Annotated in this window: 12 protein-coding genes, 2 tRNA genes and 3 rRNA genes; 3 read left to right on the top strand and 14 right to left on the bottom strand. The window is 58.7% G+C overall.

Annotated features, from left to right (window positions below; translation table 11 throughout):
• Positions 1-41: 41 nt before the first annotated feature.
• From rrf to FYK34_RS19745, 5 genes are all read right to left on the bottom strand, one after another.
• Positions 42-156, bottom strand: a 5S ribosomal RNA gene (gene rrf, locus FYK34_RS19765).
• A 123-nt stretch (positions 157-279) separates the two neighbouring features.
• Positions 280-3,168, bottom strand: a 23S ribosomal RNA gene (locus tag FYK34_RS19760).
• A gap of 253 nt (positions 3,169-3,421) precedes the next feature.
• Positions 3,422-3,497, bottom strand: a tRNA-Ala gene (locus FYK34_RS19755).
• Positions 3,498-3,583: 86 nt separating this feature from the next.
• A tRNA-Ile gene (locus tag FYK34_RS19750) sits at positions 3,584-3,660 on the bottom strand.
• A 181-nt stretch (positions 3,661-3,841) separates the two neighbouring features.
• Positions 3,842-5,379: ribosomal RNA gene (locus FYK34_RS19745) — 16S ribosomal RNA — on the bottom strand.
• The 16S, 23S and 5S rRNA genes sit together here with 2 tRNA genes alongside, the layout of an rRNA operon.
• Before the next feature lie 400 nt (positions 5,380-5,779).
• Between FYK34_RS19745 and FYK34_RS19740 the strand changes: the two genes are divergently transcribed.
• Positions 5,780-6,415, top strand: coding sequence for a pyrimidine 5'-nucleotidase (locus FYK34_RS19740; protein WP_149299475.1), 636 nt, complete (start codon positions 5,780-5,782; stop codon positions 6,413-6,415).
• A 60-nt stretch (positions 6,416-6,475) separates the two neighbouring features.
• Here the strand turns inward: FYK34_RS19740 and FYK34_RS19735 are convergent, their stop codons facing one another.
• The 5 genes from FYK34_RS19735 to FYK34_RS19715 all read right to left on the bottom strand — a co-directional run bounded on the left by FYK34_RS19735 (position 6,476) and on the right by FYK34_RS19715 (position 11,495).
• Positions 6,476-7,540, bottom strand: a complete 1,065-nt coding sequence (locus FYK34_RS19735) for an ABC transporter substrate-binding protein (protein WP_149299473.1) — start codon at positions 7,538-7,540, stop codon at positions 6,476-6,478.
• Between the two features lie 75 nt (positions 7,541-7,615).
• A complete protein-coding gene (locus FYK34_RS19730) occupies positions 7,616-8,410 on the bottom strand; it encodes an ABC transporter permease (protein ID WP_168209813.1) in 795 nt (264 codons plus the stop codon).
• On the bottom strand, positions 8,403-9,296 hold the full coding sequence (locus FYK34_RS19725) for an ABC transporter permease (RefSeq protein ID WP_231137321.1): 894 nt from the start codon (positions 9,294-9,296) through the stop codon (positions 8,403-8,405). Before FYK34_RS19725 ends, FYK34_RS19730 begins: the two co-directional genes overlap by 8 nt.
• A gap of 3 nt (positions 9,297-9,299) precedes the next feature.
• Complete coding sequence (locus tag FYK34_RS19720; protein ID WP_149299471.1) at positions 9,300-10,385, bottom strand: ABC transporter ATP-binding protein; 1,086 nt, start codon at positions 10,383-10,385, stop codon at positions 9,300-9,302.
• 498 nt (positions 10,386-10,883) lie between these two features.
• Complete coding sequence (locus FYK34_RS19715; protein WP_149299469.1) at positions 10,884-11,495, bottom strand: OmpW/AlkL family protein; 612 nt, start codon at positions 11,493-11,495, stop codon at positions 10,884-10,886.
• Positions 11,496-11,641: 146 nt separating this feature from the next.
• Between FYK34_RS19715 and ubiD the strand changes: the two genes are divergently transcribed.
• Positions 11,642-13,117: a 4-hydroxy-3-polyprenylbenzoate decarboxylase gene (gene ubiD / locus FYK34_RS19710; protein ID WP_149299467.1), complete on the top strand. Its 1,476-nt coding sequence runs from the start codon at positions 11,642-11,644 to the stop codon at positions 13,115-13,117.
• Positions 13,118-13,173: 56 nt separating this feature from the next.
• On the opposite strand, the gene FYK34_RS19705 is transcribed toward ubiD, so the two are convergent.
• A complete protein-coding gene (locus FYK34_RS19705) occupies positions 13,174-13,743 on the bottom strand; it encodes a HutD/Ves family protein (RefSeq protein WP_168209812.1) in 570 nt (189 codons plus the stop codon).
• 106 nt (positions 13,744-13,849) lie between these two features.
• On the opposite strand from FYK34_RS19705, the gene FYK34_RS19700 reads away from it, so the two are divergent.
• Positions 13,850-14,209 (top strand): YggL family protein, encoded by a 360-nt coding sequence (locus FYK34_RS19700; RefSeq protein ID WP_149299463.1) that lies wholly within the window; start codon positions 13,850-13,852, stop codon positions 14,207-14,209.
• A gap of 114 nt (positions 14,210-14,323) precedes the next feature.
• Here the strand turns inward: FYK34_RS19700 and FYK34_RS19695 are convergent, their stop codons facing one another.
• The 3 genes from FYK34_RS19695 to aspA form a co-directional block, all read right to left on the bottom strand.
• Positions 14,324-14,902, bottom strand: a complete 579-nt coding sequence (locus FYK34_RS19695; RefSeq protein WP_231137320.1) for a YdcF family protein — start codon at positions 14,900-14,902, stop codon at positions 14,324-14,326.
• 89 nt (positions 14,903-14,991) lie between these two features.
• Positions 14,992-15,231 carry a DUF2164 domain-containing protein gene (locus tag FYK34_RS19690; protein ID WP_149299459.1) on the bottom strand — a complete coding sequence of 80 codons (240 nt, stop codon included), beginning with the start codon at positions 15,229-15,231 and terminating at the stop codon, positions 14,992-14,994.
• 133 nt (positions 15,232-15,364) lie between these two features.
• Complete coding sequence (gene aspA, locus FYK34_RS19685) at positions 15,365-16,768, bottom strand: aspartate ammonia-lyase (RefSeq protein WP_149299457.1); 1,404 nt, start codon at positions 16,766-16,768, stop codon at positions 15,365-15,367.
• Between the last annotated feature and the right edge of the window lie 28 nt (positions 16,769-16,796).

Here is a 16,796-nt window from a genome sequence, read left to right as displayed (position 1 = left end):
CAAAGCCCAGCTCGTTTGAGCTGGGCTTTGTCTTATGGGGCGTCTGGCGGTGTCCTACTTTCACATGGCGAATGCCACACTATCATCGGCGCTAAGATGTTTCACGGTCCTGTTCGGGATGGGAAGGCGTGGGACCATCTCGCTAAGGCCACCAGACATAAACTTGTACAAACTCAAGAAGCCTGAACCAGAGAGGTTCTCTGATTCTGAATATTCGGTATTCAATTGTGTCGCACACACTCTATCTCGCGTCTTGGTTCCCCAAGCCACTCAAATGATAGGATCAAGCCTCACGAGCAATTAGTATCGGTTAGCTTCACGCCTCACAGCGCTTCCACACCCGACCTATCAACGTCCTGGTCTCGAACGACTCTTCAGGGAGGTCAAGCCTCCAGGGAAGTCTCATCTTCAGGCAAGTTTCCCGCTTAGATGCTTTCAGCGGTTATCTCTTCCGAACTTAGCTACCCGGCAATGCCACTGGCGTGACAACCGGTACACCAGAGGTTCGTCCACTCCGGTCCTCTCGTACTAGGAGCAGCCCCCGTCAAACTTCCAACGCCCACTGCAGATAGGGACCAAACTGTCTCACGACGTTTTGAACCCAGCTCACGTACCACTTTAAATGGCGAACAGCCATACCCTTGGGACCGGCTACAGCCCCAGGATGTGATGAGCCGACATCGAGGTGCCAAACACCGCCGTCGATGTGAACTCTTGGGCGGTATCAGCCTGTTATCCCCGGAGTACCTTTTATCCGTTGAGCGATGGCCCTTCCATTCAGAACCACCGGATCACTATGTCCTGCTTTCGCACCTGCTCGACTTGTCGGTCTCGCAGTTAAGCTACCTTTTGCCATTGCACTATCAGCACGATTTCCGACCGTACCTAGGTAACCTTCGAACTCCTCCGTTACACTTTGGGAGGAGACCGCCCCAGTCAAACTGCCTACCATGCACTGTCCCCAATCCGGATCACGGACCAAGGTTAGAACCTCAAACACACCAGGGTGGTATTTCAAGGACGGCTCCATCAGAACTAGCGTCCTGACTTCAAAGCCTCCCACCTATCCTACACAAGTCTGTTCAAAGTCCAATGCAAAGCTACAGTAAAGGTTCACGGGGTCTTTCCGTCTAGCAGCGGGGAGATTGCATCTTCACAAACACTTCAACTTCGCTGAGTCTCAGGAGGAGACAGTGTGGCCATCGTTACGCCATTCGTGCGGGTCGGAACTTACCCGACAAGGAATTTCGCTACCTTAGGACCGTTATAGTTACGGCCGCCGTTTACCGGGGCTTCGATCAAGAGCTTGCACCCCATCACTTAACCTTCCGGCACCGGGCAGGCGTCACACCGTATACGTCCACTTTCGTGTTGGCACAGTGCTGTGTTTTTGTTAAACAGTCGCAGCCACCGATTCTCTGCGACCTGTCAAAGCTTCGTGAGCAAGTCACTACACCTCAACAGGCATACCTTCTCCCGAAGTTACGGTATCAATTTGCCGAGTTCCTTCTCCTGAGTTCTCTCAAGCGCCTTAGAATTCTCATCCTGCCCACCTGTGTCGGTTTGCGGTACGGTTCTTATGTAGCTGAAGCTTAGTGGCTTTTCCTGGAAGCGTGGTATCAGTCACTTCAGGTCCGTAGACCCTCGTTATCACTTCTCGGCCTTAAGGGGCGGCGGATTTGCCTACCACCCCAGCCTACCGGCTTGAACAGACTATTCCAACAGTCTGCTGACCTAACCTTCTCCGTCCCCACATCGCACTACATAAAAGTACGGGAATTTTAACCCGTTTCCCATCGACTACGCTTTTCAGCCTCGCCTTAGGGGCCGACTCACCCTACGCCGATGAACGTTGCGTAGGAAACCTTGGGCTTTCGGCGAGCGGGCTTTTCACCCGCTTTATCGCTACTCATGTCAGCATTCGCACTTCTGATATCTCCAGCATCCCTTACGAGACACCTTCACAGACCTACAGAACGCTCCCCTACCACGCACAGTAAACTGTGCATCCGCAGCTTCGGTTATCAGTTTGAGCCCCGTTACATCTTCCGCGCAGGACGACTCGACCAGTGAGCTATTACGCTTTCTTTAAATGATGGCTGCTTCTAAGCCAACATCCTGGCTGTCTAGGCCTTCCCACTTCGTTTACCACTTAACTGATCATTTGGGACCTTAGCTGGCGGTCTGGGTTGTTTCCCTCTTGACGATGGACGTTAGCACCCACCGTCTGTCTCCCATGCTCGCACTTTCCGGTATTCAGAGTTTGCCATGGTTTGGTAAATCGCAATGACCCCCTAGCCATAACAGTGCTTTACCCCCGGAAGTGATACATGAGGCACTACCTAAATAGTTTTCGGGGAGAACCAGCTATCTCCGAGTTTGTTTAGCCTTTCACCCCTATCCACAGCTCATCCCCTAGTTTTGCAACACTAGTGGGTTCGGACCTCCAGTGCGTGTTACCGCACCTTCATCCTGGCCATGGATAGATCACTCGGTTTCGGGTCTACGCCCAGCAACTCAATCGCCCTATTCGGACTCGGTTTCCCTACGCCTCCCCTATTCGGTTAAGCTTGCTACTGAACGTAAGTCGCTGACCCATTATACAAAAGGTACGCAGTCACGGAACAAGTCCGCTCCCACTGTTTGTATGCATCCGGTTTCAGGTTCTATTTCACTCCCCTCCCGGGGTTCTTTTCGCCTTTCCCTCACGGTACTGGTTCACTATCGGTCGATCATGAGTATTTAGCCTTGGAGGATGGTCCCCCCATCTTCAGACAGGATTTCTCGTGTCCCGCCCTACTTCTCGACTGCTTAGTTCTTGCGATGCGTTTTCGTGTACGGGGCTATCACCCACTACGGCTGGACTTTCCATTCCATTCCACTAACGCAACTCATAACACAGTCAGGCTGTTCCGCGTTCGCTCGCCACTACTTACGGAATCTCGGTTGATTTCTTTTCCTCGAGTTACTTAGATGTTTCAGTTCACTCGGTTCGCCTCCTCTGACCTATGGATTCAGTCAGGGATCTCCTTGCGGAGGGGTTTCCCCATTCGGACATCGCGGGATCAAAGCTCTATTGCCAGCTCCCCCGCGCTTTTCGCAGGCTTACACGTCCTTCATCGCCTATGATCGCCAAGGCATCCACCAGATGCACTTAGTCGCTTGACCCTATCATTTCAGTAACCTAAATTACCGCAACAACAGAGAGTGTTTGTGCGACGACTGCACCGCCCCTTTTGATATGGCGACGCAGCCTTAGATACAATCAAATACCCAAGATGACGATTTGTTGATGCACAGAATTAACTCTGCATCTTCATCTCGCCGTCTTTATATATTCGGCTTCTTCAGTTTGTTAAAGATCGGGCGTTTATACAACGCAAACAGAATCCAACTCTTCCGAATTCGATTTTGTTTGCGATGGTGGAGGATGACGGGATCGAACCGACGACCCCCTGCTTGCAAAGCAGGTGCTCTCCCAACTGAGCTAATCCCCCTCTTTTTGGGTGATGCTGCGTTGCTCAGTCGCTCATGTGCATAAGCACATGTCGCTCCTTCGCGCCTTGCCTGACCCAAAAAATACTGGTGGGTCTGGTAGGACTCGAACCTACGACCCCTGCGTTATCAACACAGTGCTCTAACCAGCTGAGCTACAAACCCAGTAGTCGTTTGATACCACATCCTTTTCGATCAAAATCAAGCAGATCCAGGCGAAAGCTGACGACGTGTACATCGAGTACACGAGGAAGCTTTCAACGCAGAGCTGCGCCGATTTTCATCGAAAATGCCCTTAACTTGAATAACCGATAGGCTGTAAGTGCTTGGCGATCGCCTTCTCTAGAAAGGAGGTGATCCAGCCGCAGGTTCCCCTACGGCTACCTTGTTACGACTTCACCCCAGTCATGAATCCCACCGTGGTAAGCGGCCTCCTTGCGGTTAGCCTACCCACTTCTGGTGAAACTCACTCCCATGGTGTGACGGGCGGTGTGTACAAGACCCGGGAACGTATTCACCGCAGCATGCTGATCTGCGATTACTAGCGATTCCGACTTCACGCACTCGAGTTGCAGAGTGCGATCCGGACTACGATCGGTTTTATGAGATTGGCACCACCTCGCGGCTTAGCGACCCTCTGTACCGACCATTGTATGACGTGTGAAGCCCTGCTCATAAGGGCCATGAGGACTTGACGTCATCCCCACCTTCCTCCGGTTTGTCACCGGCAGTCTCATTAGAGTGCCCAACTGAATGATGGCAACTAATGACAAGGGTTGCGCTCGTTGCGGGACTTAACCCAACATCTCACGACACGAGCTGACGACAGCCATGCAGCACCTGTGTTACGGCTCCCTTTCGGGCACCAAGATATCTCTACCAAGTTCCGTACATGTCAAGAGCAGGTAAGGTTTTTCGCGTTGCATCGAATTAATCCACATCATCCACCGCTTGTGCGGGTCCCCGTCAATTCCTTTGAGTTTTAACCTTGCGGCCGTACTCCCCAGGCGGTCAACTTCACGCGTTAGCTACGCTACCAAGGATTCAAACCCCCAACAGCTAGTTGACATCGTTTAGGGCGTGGACTACCAGGGTATCTAATCCTGTTTGCTCCCCACGCTTTCGTGCATGAGCGTCAGTGTCATCCCAGGGGGCTGCCTTCGCCATCGGTATTCCTCCACATCTCTACGCATTTCACTGCTACACGTGGAATTCTACCCCCCTCTGACGCACTCTAGTCGTGCAGTCTCCAATGCCGTTCCCAGGTTAAGCCCGGGGCTTTCACATCAGACTTGCACAACCGCCTGCGCACGCTTTACGCCCAGTAATTCCGATTAACGCTTGCACCCTACGTATTACCGCGGCTGCTGGCACGTAGTTAGCCGGTGCTTATTCTTCAGGTACTGTCATCCCCCAGCGGTATTAGCGCTAGGGATTTCCTCCCTGACAAAAGTCCTTTACAACCCGAAGGCCTTCTTCAGACACGCGGCATGGCTGGATCAGGCTTGCGCCCATTGTCCAAAATTCCCCACTGCTGCCTCCCGTAGGAGTCTGGGCCGTGTCTCAGTCCCAGTGTGGCGGATCATCCTCTCAGACCCGCTACTGATCGTCGCCTTGGTGAGCTCTTACCTCACCAACTAGCTAATCAGACATCGGCTGCTCGTATAACGCGAGGTCTTTCGATCCCCCGCTTTCCCCCTCAGGGCGTATGCGGTATTAATCCGGCTTTCGCCGAGCTATCCCCCATTACACGGTACATTCCGATGCATTACTCACCCGTTCGCCACTCGCCACCAGGAGCAAGCTCCCGTGCTGCCGTTCGACTTGCATGTGTAAAGCATGCCGCCAGCGTTCAATCTGAGCCAGGATCAAACTCTTCAGTTCAATCTCATAGCAATTTTCTGGCACGCAAGTTCAAAGAAATAAACAAGTATCTCTTGTCTCTTGCAGTGCAAGTATTTGGCTTTCACCAAGCACTTACACCTATCGGTTATTCGTTCTGTTAAAGAGCAGTGCTGGACGCTGTTTTCGTCGCACCGGAAACCGTTTCGTTTCCGCCGTTTCGTTCGCTGCGTCAGCTGAGGAGGCGAACTATACGCCCGGGCCTAAACCTCGTCAACACCTTTTGCGAGAAAAGTTGAAAGAATTTCACTCAATCACCCTAAGCAACTGATTTGTAACAAAACTATAATTTAGGAAGACGGCAGAAACGCATCCACTGGCCGGAAAGCCGCCCCACAGGGATAATCAGCCTCCCCCTTTCATTAGCCCATGCAGCGCCAACGTGAACCATAAAACCTGGATTTTCGACCTAGACGACACCCTGCATCACGCCAGCGGCGGCATCTTCGACCATATCAACACCCTGATGACCGAATATATGATGCGCCACCTCGGCGTGGACGAGGAGCAAGCCTGCGCGCTGCGCTCGCGCTACTGGGCGCAATACGGCGCCACCATGCATGGCTTGACCACCCATCACGGCATAGACCCGCAGCAGTTCCTGATCGACACCCACCCGGTGGAAGTGCTGGCGCAATGGCTGCAGTTTGAAGACCGGCTGGCCGAGAGCCTGGCCACCCTGCCCGGCCGCAAGATCATCCTGTCCAACGGCCCCCAGCATTACGTCGAAGGCATTCTGCAAAGAATGAAGATCCAGCACCACTTTTCATCCATCTATGGCGTAGACCAGCTCAACTATATTCCCAAGCCTCATCTGGGCGCGTTTCAGACCGTGCTGGCACGCGAAGGCCTGGACCCGGCCCACTGCATCATGGTGGAAGACTCCCTGCCCAATTTGCTGACGGCCAAAGAGCTGGGCATGACCACGATCTGGGTCAGCCATGAGCCGCGCAAACCGGCCCACGTCGATTACCGCGTGGAGAAGATCAGCCAGCTGCTGCGGCTGCATCTGAACTGAGCGCACATATAAAGAAAGGCCGGGAAACTTCCCGGCCTTTCTATTGCATGGCGTATCCGCTTACTTCAGTTTGATCTCGGACCACACCTTGTTCAGCTCGCGGCGATCCTTAGAATTCAGATCATGCAGCTGCTGCAGGCGCGGCAGGTCGGTGGCGGTCGGGAAGATGGCCGGGATCTTGGTCAGCTCGGTCTTGACGAACTTGCCGGCGGCGGCGTTGGGGTTGCCGTTGCCCAGCTCATTGGTCAGGCCGGCGGCGTTCTTGCCGTCCAGCATGAAGTTGATGAACTTGTAGGCCAGGTCCTTGCGCGGAGCATCCTTCAGCACCACGAAGTTATCCAGCGACAGCGTGTTGCCTTCCTTCTGCAGGCTGAAGTTGATGGCGAAGCTGCGCTTGGCCTTCTTCGCATCTTGCTGCGCCTGGAACATATCGTTGGAGTAACCGAAGGCGACGTAGATATTGCCGACCGTCAGCTCCTTGATATAGGACTGGTTGTTGAAGGCGGCCCAGTACGGCTTGGCCTTCAGGATCACGTCGCGGGCGGCTTTCCAGTCGGCCGGATTGGTGGAGTTGGCCGGCTTGCCCAGATACATCAGCGCGGCGGCCACCAGCTCGCGCTGCGAATCCAGCACGGTGATCTTGCCCTTGATCTTGGCCAGCAGCGCCGGATCGAAAATCAGCGCCCAGCTGTTGACCTTGTCGCCCAGGCCCAGCTGCTTCAGCTTGGTCTCGTTGTAGCCGATCAGCGTGGTGGTGAAGGCGTACGGGGCGGAGTACTTGTTGCCCTTGTCGAAGAAGCTGTTCAGATAGCCCGGGTTCAGGTTCTTGAAGTTGGGCAGCTGGGCCTTGTCCAGCGGCTGGGCCTTGCCCTGCTTGATCAGCGCGTCGACGGCGAAGCCGGTCGGCACCACGATGTCGTAACCCTTGGCGCCGGCGGCCAGCTTGGCCAGCATCTCTTCATTGTCGCCGTAGTAGTCCTGCACCAGCTTGCACTTGCAATAGGCTTCGAAATTCTTGGCCGCGGCTTCGGACAGGTAGTTGTTCCAGTTGTACAGATGCAGTTCATCGGCGGCGAACGCGTGGGTCGACGCTGCCAGCGCCAACAGCGCGAGTATCTTCTTCATATTGTTTCCTTTGTATGGCACAGCATGGTGGTACTGCAAAAGCGGGCAGCCTCTCCCCGATGCCGCCCGAATCCGTCAGCCATTGGCGCGCAGCGCGCTGGGCGACACCCGGGACGCGATGACGATCAGCGCCAGCGTCAGCAACATCAGCAAGGACGACACCGCGTTCACTTCCGGCGTCACCGCGATCTTGATCATCGAATAGATCTCCAGCGGCAGCATGCTGGCGCCGGCGCCGGCGGTGAAGAAGGTGATCACAAAGTCGTCGATGGACAGCGTGAACGCCATCAGCGCGCCGGCGATGATGCCAGGCTTGATCACCGGCAGCGTGATCAGGCGGAAGGCCTGGAACGGGGACGCGCCCAGATCGCGGGCCGCTTCCACCAGGCTGTCGTCCATGCCCTGCATGCGCGCGCGCACCACGATGGCGACGAAGCCGATGCAGAAGGCGATGTGCGACAGCAGGATGGTGACGAAGCCCAGCTCCAGAATGCCGATCAACTGGTTGACGATGACGAAGAAGATCACCAGCGACACGCCCATCAGCAATTCCGGAATCGCGATCGGCGTCAGCACCAGGAAGGGCAGCAGCCTCAGCTTGTACTTATGCAGCGCGATGCCGGCCAGCGTGCCCAGGATGGTGGAAAAGAAGCTGGCCAGGATGCCGATCACCAGTGAGTTACCGGCGGCCGTCAGCATCTTGTCGTCGTGGAACAGCTTGTCGTACCACTTCAGCGTGAAGCCCACCCATTCCGCGTTCAGGCGCGAGTTATTGAACGAGTACAGCACCACGATGAACAGCGGCAGGTAGAGGAACAGATAGGTGACGATGGCCGAAGCCCACAGCCATTTAGATTGTTTCTTAGCCACGCGCCTTCCCCTTTCTGGCCACCACGGCCCCCAGCGCCGCGATCAGCAATACGCCGCCGGTCAGCATGATGGACAGCACGGAGCCGAAGGGCCAGTCGCGGGTGTCCAGAATCTGCTGCTTGATCAGATTGCCTATCATGATGGACTCGGTGCCGCCCAGGATGTCCGGAATGGCGAACATGCCCAGCGCCGGGATGAACACCAGCGCGGAACCGGCGAACACGCCGGGCAGGCTCAGCGGCCAGGTCACGCGCCAGAAGCGCTGCCAGGCGTTGGCGCCCAGGTCCTGCGCCGCGTCCAGCAGCGCCATGTCGTGCTTTTCCAGATTGGCGTACAGCGGCAGCACCATGAAGGGCAGATGCACGTACACCAGGCCAACGATCACCGCGAAGGTGGTGAACAGCAGCCGCACCGGCTCGAAGCCCATCGCCACCAGCACCGTGTTCAGCGCCTTGGTGAAGGCCGACTGCGGGCCGAGGATGATCATCCAGGCGTAGATGCGGATCAGGAAGTTGGACCAGAACGGCAGGATCACCAGCAGTAGCAGCAGGTCGCGGTACTTCTTGCCGGAGCGGGCGATCAGCCACGCCAGCGGATAAGCCATTACCAGGCAGACCACGGTGGTGGTCAGCGCGTAGCCGGCCGACTTGGCGAACAGCTCCAGATACAGCGGTTCCTCCACCAGGCGGTGGAAGTTGTCCAGCGTCAGTTGCCAGACGCGCTGGCCGTCCTCCATGGTGAACAGCGGCGCCAGGCCGCCATAATCGCCGGGCTGGCGGAATGCCGCCACCAGCATGATCAGCGACGGAATCAGGAAGAACAATAGAAGGTACAGCAAGGGGGGCCAGGACAGCGCCCACTTGCCGAAACGATCGCGCATGGCCATGGCTTACTCCGTCAGGAAACTGCCGGCGTCGAAACGCCAGGCGAGTTCGACCACGTCGCCGTCGTCGAAGAACTTGGCGACGCCCGGGATGTTGTTGGCCTGCATGGCCTCCACCATCACGCCATCGGCCACCTCCACCACATACAGGGTGACGTCGCCCAGGTAGAGGCAATCATGCACGCGGCCCTTGAAGTGGACTTCGTCCGCCGCGGCAGCCAGCGTCTTATCCAGCCGCACCTTTTCCGGACGCAGCGCCAGCCAGCCTTGCTGGCCTTCCTTCACGCCCGGTTTCACCTGGCAGACCACATCGCCGCAGCCCTTGAGAGAGACGGTCATGCTGTCGCCGTGCAGCGCCTTGACCACGCCCTCCAGCACATTGCACTGGCCCAGGAAGTCCGCGACGAAACGGTTCTTCGGATTGCTGTACAGCTTCTCCGGCGTGTCCAGCTGCTCCACCTTGCCGTGGCTCATCACCGCGATGCGGTGGCTCAAGGCCAGCGCCTCGCCCTGGTCATGCGTCACGTAGACGAAGGTGATGCCCACTTCCTTCTGCAGATTGATCAGCTCGATCTGCATCTCCTCGCGCAGCTTGGCGTCAAGCGCGGACAGCGGCTCATCCAGCAACAAGAGGCGCGGACGGTCCACCAGGGCGCGGGCGATGGCCACGCGCTGACGCTGGCCGCCGGACATTTCATGCGGATAGCGGTTGCCGAACTGAGTCAGCCGCACATCAGCCAGCAGCTGATCCACCTGGCTGGCGATCTTGGCCTTGTCCCACTTGGCCATCTTCAGCGGAAACGCGATGTTCTCGCGCACCGTCATGTGGGGGAACAGCGCATAGCTCTGGAACACGGTATGCACTGGACGCTTCTCCGGCGCCACCTGCGACATGTCCTGGCCATCCAGCAGGATCTGGCCGGCGTCCGGCTGCTCGAAGCCGGCCAGCATGCGCAGCAAGGTGGTCTTGCCGCAACCGGACGGTCCCAACAGGGTGAAAAACTCGCCCGCCTCGACCGACAGGCTGACGTCATTGACGGCCGTATAGTCGCCGAAGCGCTTGACCACGTTTTTGATTTCAAGGAGAGCCATGAATCTTCCCCGCCACGAAAAAGGGCGCCAGTTTAACAAAAATTCATAGGTCTAGGCCGGCGAATTCCCCAGCAAATTCAAGCCCTCAGCCTATTTTCGAACATCGCGCAAATGGCATGGCTATCCATTGGCATAAGTTGCTCTTTTCAATGAAAAAAGCCGGGAAACCCTCCTTGACGCCGCGCGTTCTCGGCTGGACAAAATTGATGCTTTTTGACAACAAATTTGTCTAAATGCGACATCCATCCACGCGCAAAACGACGATAAGCGCCTTCTTCAGAGCCGGATATCCTGCCATCAACGGGTATGCAAGCAGTTGCTGCCTGACTCGCATATAAACAGGGACACCGCGCAATCCTAGAAATTCACTGCAAGCGGCCATGACGACCTCGCCGCACGCCAGATACGGACATGCAATTCCAATGTCATCAAACAAGCCATAAGCCAAAACAAAAGGACGCCTGGCGGCGTCCTTGTGATCACGGCAAATCGAGAAGATCAGAACTTGGTGCCGATGCCGATGCCGAACACCCACGGATCGACGTGCAGCGTGCCCAGCTTGGCCCCGGCCAGCTTGTCGGCGGTTACGTCCGTCTGGATCCACAGCTTTTTCACGTCGACGTTGAAGAACCAGTCCTTGTTGATCGCGATATCCGCGCCGGCCTGCAGCGCCGGGCCGAAGCTGTTGTTCTTCACGCTCAGCGGAGTACCCAGCGCACTCAGGCCCGAGCTGTAGAAACGGGTGTAGTTCAGACCGGCGCCGACATACGGACGGAAGGTGGCCTCAGGCATGAAATGGTATTGCAGGGTCAGGGTCGGCGGCAGCACCGACACCTTGCCAATGTCGCCGCCGTTGGCGGTGATCTTATGGCGGGAGGTGCCCAGGATCAGCTCGGCGCCGATATTGTTGGTAATCATGTAGGTGAAATCCAGCTCAGGCACGGTGTCGTTCTTGGCATCGACGCTCAGGCCCGGCACCACGCCAGAATTGCTCCAGCTGGCGGACGGATCGACATTGATCACGCGGAAACGGGCCAGGATGTCGCCTTGAGCGGCAAAAGCGCTGGCGGAAATCATGCCGATCATGGCGGCGAGTGCGAGCTTCTTCATGGTTTTTTTTCTCCAAGGGTAAAGAAAATCAAGCCTGACGCTGGCTGCCTTTGCCAGTAAAATGGCCAACTCAGCCGTGCGCGACGTCCGAAGCCAGATTATCCAAGCGCCCATCCGCCAACTTTGCGCCAGATCATGAAACAGTCATGAAATATGCCGACCTCCGGGAATTCATTGCCCAACTCGAACAAAAACAGCTATTAAAGCGCATCAGCGCGCCGGTATCGCCACATCTGGAGATGACCGAGATCGGCGACCGCGTGCTGAAAGCCGGCGGTCCCGCCCTGCTGTTTGAACAACCGCGCCGCGAAGGCCGCGGCTACGACTTCCCGGTGCTGGCCAATCTATTCGGCACCCCGGAGCGCGTGGCCATGGGCATGGGCGCGGAAGATGTGATGCAACTCAGGGAGATAGGCAAGACCCTGGCCTATCTGAAAGAGCCGGAGCCGCCCAAGGGTCTGAAGGATGCCTGGGGCAAGCTGCCGCTCTTGAAGCAGGTACTGTCCATGGCCCCCAAGGAAGTCAAGAAAGCGCCGTGCCAGGACATCGTCTGGGAAGGCGAAGCGGTGGATCTGGAAAAATTGCCCATTCAGCATTGCTGGCCGGGCGATGTGGCGCCGCTGATCACCTGGGGCCTCACCGTCACCCGCGGCCCCAATAAAAAGCGGCAAAACCTGGGCATCTACCGCCAGCAGGTGATAGGCAGGAATCGCGTGATCATGCGCTGGCTGGCCCACCGCGGCGGCGCGCTGGATTACCGCGAGTTCCGCCAGCAAAACCCGGATAAACCTTATCCGGTGGCGGTGGTGTTGGGCTGCGACCCCGCGACGATACTGGGCGCGGTGACGCCGGTGCCGGACACGCTGTCCGAATACCAGTTCGCCGGCCTCTTGCGCGGCAGCCGCACCGAGTTGGTGAAATGCATAGGCTCGGACCTGCAAGTGCCGGCGCGGGCGGAGATCATCCTGGAAGGCCACATCCACCCCAACGACATGGCGATGGAAGGCCCATACGGCGACCATACCGGCTATTACAACGAGCAAGACAGCTTCCCGGTGCTGACCATAGATCGCATCACCATGCGCGAAAACGCGATCTACCACAGCACCTACACCGGCAAGCCGCCGGATGAGCCGGCGATTCTGGGCGTGGCGCTGAACGAGGTGTTCGTGCCCATCCTGCAAAAGCAGTTTCCGGAAATCGTGGATTTCTATCTGCCGCCGGAGGGCTGCAGCTACCGCATGGCGGTGATCAGCATCAAGAAGCAGTACCCGGGCCACGCCAAGCGCGTGATGATGGGCTGCTGGAGCTTTCTGCGCCAATTCATGTACACCAAGTTCATCGTGGTAGTGGACGATGACGTCAATACCCGAGACTGGAAGGAAGTGATCTGGGCGATCACCACCCGCATGGATCCGGTGCGCGACACGACCTTGATCGAGAACACGCCCATTGACTACCTGGACTTCGCCAGCCCGATCTCCGGCCTGGGCGGCAAGATGGGCCTGGACGCCACCAATAAGCTGCCGGGCGAAACCAGCCGCGAATGGGGCACGCCCATCGTGATGGACGACGCGGTCAAGGCCCGCGTCGACGCGCTATGGAGCGATCTGGGACTGTAAGGGTTCTGCGCGCGTCGGAAGCCGGGCAGGCGCCCGGCTTTTTTCTGGTTGCCGCCTCAGGCCCGCACACGCCGGACCGTGGCGCGCCAGGCCACCGCGCCGCGGCCGGCGAGCAGGCTGGCCGCCTCATTTTCCAGCAACAGCAGCCCGCCGCTCGGCAGGGCCTGGCCGTCCCGTGTCCACTCGCCGCGCTGCAAGTAGAGCAGCGCCACATCGGCCGCCGCCAGCCGCACGGTCTCGCCATGGGCCGGCGCCAGCCGCGCCAGCTCGCCTCGTCCCCAGTCGCGCGCCAACATCAGATTGCAATCGCGCAGCGGCCCCGCCAGCAAACGGCATTGCACCCCGATCTCGCCGGCAAAAGACACCACCTGTCCCAGCCCATCCAGAAGAAGATGGCCGCCATCATCCCGCTCTAGCGCCATGCCCCCGCCATCCAACAGGCCCAAATGGCGATCAATGCCGGGAAAATGCGAAAACGGCCCGCCGCTCTCCACCTCGGCCACGGAGAAGCGCATGGCGAACGCCTCGGGCCGCGCCGGATGCGGCAGCCGGAACAGCTCGCAAGTCATGCCGCCGCCATTGGCCCAGGGCATGCGGCGGAAATCGTCTATGGTGTAAATCTGCATCAGGACTGTTCCCATCGTGAACGCGCAGCCGCGCACGGCATGATCTTAACCGGAATGCGCGCCAAAACCTGATATGATCGCCCGATTTGAAGAACGAGGATTTCCCATGGCCTTCCCGCGCAACCCCAACTCCGTCCAACGCCTGAAACGCCTGAACGCCCGCCAGCGCAAGAAAATGCGCGTGGGCGAATTCCGCGAGCTGGGCTTCCACCTGGTGGCCGAACTGCATGAAGGCGTGGACGCCGACGCGCTGCTGGATGGCTGGCTCAGCTGCGTCGACGAAGCCGGCATCAGCTTCGGCGGCCATTTCGACGGCAAGGGCAAGCTGGAAGGCGTGGCCTTCCCGGTCAGCGAGCGCAAGATCGACGACGCGCTGCGCGGCGAACTGACCGCCTGGCTGCAGGCCCGCGCCGAAGTGAAGTCGCTGGAAGCCAGCGAGCTGATCGATCTGTGGCACACCGCCTGAGCGAGCGCACCTCGCGCATGAAGAAAGCCGGCTCACGCCGGCTTTTTTCTTTGCGCAAAGCGCGTTTGCCACTTATCCACAACCATGAGGCTTCTTCAAACTTATCCACATCGTTCAGGACAGCTGGCGGAACACGCGATACCCCACGTAAAGCCAGGTTTCGCGCGCCAGGAAGCGCGACCAACTGGACAAGGTGCGGAAACGGCTGGACTGGGTGGGCGCCGGAAAGGCGCGCAGGCCCAGGTCATTGGCCATCAGCACCGCGCGGCGCATGTGCAGCGGGTCGCTGACCAACAAGTAGGAGCGGATGCCGAACTGCTTGCCGATGTCGCGCGCGTTGGACAGGTTCTGCCACGTCGTGCGCGACTGGTTTTCCACCAGCATGGCCGTCATCGGCACGCCCTGGCGCGCGGCGAACTCGCGGCCGACATCGGCCTCGGCCGGGTAGCCCGGCTCCGGCGTGCCGCCCGTGAATACGATCCAGCGCACCTTGCCGCTCTGGTACAGTTTGACCGCGTGGTTGATGCGTTCGCGGAACACCGGCGACGGCTTGTGGCCCCAGGCGGCCGCGCCTAGCACCAGGGCGGCGTCGGCGCCGCCCTGTTCGCCCGGCTGGCCAAACTCGACGATGCTCCAGGCCACATAGGCGAAGCCGAGCACCACCATCAGCATCACCAGCAGGAAGCCTCTCATCATCAAGCGCAAATAAAGCATTCGGCAACATGGGAAATCTGGGGGAAGCGCAATTGTAACCCCAATTGAATCCGCGGTCAGTCCGCGCGCTATTTCTCTAGCTCCCAAATGGCGGCCTGCAAGCTCTCCATGCGCGCAGCCAACGCCGTTTGCGCATCCTGCAAGGCCTTGTTGTAGATTGCGCGGCCCATTTCCTGCGCCAGGAAGTCCAGCAGAAAACGGGCCTCGAAACCGCCTGCCTCCACGCCCAGCTGCTCCGCCAGATAGGTCTGCAAGCGCGGCGTCAGCGTTTGCAATTGTTCTTCGCTCAATAGATAGGTTTGGGCCATGCCGCGCTCCGGTCAAAACTTGGATTATCGAGCAAGCCGCCAGGCCTGGCGAGCGCCGGACGCGCGCAAAAAAAAGCCGGCGCACAAGGCGCCGGGAATCACGAGTCAAACAAAGGAGAAAAGAGAAAGCGGTTTACAGCGTCACCCAGCGCGGCTGGGTCAGGGTTTCCGGTTGCAGGATGTCGTCCAGCTGCTCTCGGGTCAGCAGGCCATGGGCCAGCACCACGTCGGCCACGCTGCTGCCGTTGGCGTGCGCCTCGGCGGCGACGCGGGTGGCGGCTTCATAGCCGATCACCGGGTTCAGCGCGGTCACCAGGCCGATGGAGTTTTCCACGCTCAGGCGCAAGCGCTCGCGGTTGGCGGTGATGCCCTTGACGCAGTGCTCGGTCAGCGTGTCGCAGGCATTGGCCAGATGGCCGGCGCTGCGGAACAGGCTGTAGGCGATCACCGGCTCGAAGGCGTTCAGCTGCAGCTGGCCGGCCTCCGCCGCCATGGTGATGGTCATGTCGTTGCCGATGACTTCATACGCCACCTGGCTCACCACTTCCGGAATCACCGGATTGACCTTGCCCGGCATGATGGACGAACCCGCCTGGCGCGCCGGCAGATTGATCTCGCCGAAGCCGGCGCGCGGGCCGGACGACAACAGGCGCAAGTCGTTGCAGGTCTTGGACAGCTTGACCGCCACGCGCTTGAGCACGCCGGACAGTTGCACGAAGGCGCCGCAGTCCTGGGTAGCTTCGATCAGATTGGGCGCGGTGATCAGCTGGCTGCCGATCAGCTCGGACAGGTGCTGGCACACCAGCTTGGCGTAATCCGGATGCGCGGTGATGCCGGTGCCGATGGCGGTGGCGCCAAGGTTGATCTCCAGCATCAGCGCGCTGGCTTCCTTCAGGCGTTGCTCGTCTTCGCCCAGCATCACGGCGTAAGTCTGGAATTCCTGGCCCAGCGTCATCGGCACCGCGTCCTGCAGCTGGGTGCGGCCCATCTTCAGGATGTCCTTGAATTCTTCAGCCTTGTCCTCAAAGGACTTGCGCAGCACCTCCATGCGCGACACCAGCTTCAGCACGCCCCAGAAGGCGGCCAGACGCAGCGCGGTGGGATAGACGTCGTTGGTGCTCTGGCACAGGTTGACGTGCTCGTTCGGGTGCAGATATTGGTACTCGCCCTTGGCGTGGCCCAGCAGCTCCAGCGCGCGGTTGGCGATCACCTCGTTGGCGTTCATATTGGTGGAGGTGCCCGCGCCGCCCTGAATCACGTCGACCACGAACTGCTCATGCAGCTTGCCGGCGCGGATTTCCTCGCAGGCGGCAACGATGGCCTGGGCCAGCTTGGGCTCCAGGATGCCGAGGTCGCGGTTGGCCTGGGCGGCGGCTTGCTTGATGCAGGCCAGCGCGCGGATCAGGTCGCCGTAGCCGCCTATGGTCTGGCCGGTGATGGGGAAGTTTTCGATGGCGCGCAGGGTATGGACGCCCCAATAGGCGTCGGCCGGCACATCGCGGTTGCCAAGCAAATCGTGTTCGATGCGGGTGTTCATCTGCGGGTCTCCTCAAGGCGGCCGTCAT

Source organism: Chromobacterium paludis (genome assembly GCF_008275125.1).
In the GTDB taxonomy this organism is placed as follows: Bacteria; Pseudomonadota; Gammaproteobacteria; order Burkholderiales; family Chromobacteriaceae; genus Chromobacterium; species Chromobacterium paludis.
This window is presented reverse-complemented; position numbering and strand designations above follow the sequence as displayed.

Coding starts and splice junctions, on each gene's coding strand:
- FYK34_RS19705 (WP_168209812.1), bottom strand. CDS start 13,743: ATGCAGATTTACACCATAGACGATTTCCGCCGCATGCCCTGGGCCAAT.
- aspA (WP_149299457.1), bottom strand. CDS start 16,768: ATGAACACCCGCATCGAACACGATTTGCTTGGCAACCGCGATGTGCCG.
- FYK34_RS19695 (WP_231137320.1), bottom strand. CDS start 14,902: ATGAGAGGCTTCCTGCTGGTGATGCTGATGGTGGTGCTCGGCTTCGCC.
- FYK34_RS19715 (WP_149299469.1), bottom strand. CDS start 11,495: ATGAAGAAGCTCGCACTCGCCGCCATGATCGGCATGATTTCCGCCAGC.
- ubiD (WP_149299467.1), top strand. CDS start 11,642: ATGAAATATGCCGACCTCCGGGAATTCATTGCCCAACTCGAACAAAAA.
- FYK34_RS19690 (WP_149299459.1), bottom strand. CDS start 15,231: ATGGCCCAAACCTATCTATTGAGCGAAGAACAATTGCAAACGCTGACG.
- FYK34_RS19720 (WP_149299471.1), bottom strand. CDS start 10,385: ATGGCTCTCCTTGAAATCAAAAACGTGGTCAAGCGCTTCGGCGACTAT.
- FYK34_RS19700 (WP_149299463.1), top strand. CDS start 13,850: ATGGCCTTCCCGCGCAACCCCAACTCCGTCCAACGCCTGAAACGCCTG.
- FYK34_RS19725 (WP_231137321.1), bottom strand. CDS start 9,296: ATGGCCATGCGCGATCGTTTCGGCAAGTGGGCGCTGTCCTGGCCCCCC.
- FYK34_RS19735 (WP_149299473.1), bottom strand. CDS start 7,540: ATGAAGAAGATACTCGCGCTGTTGGCGCTGGCAGCGTCGACCCACGCG.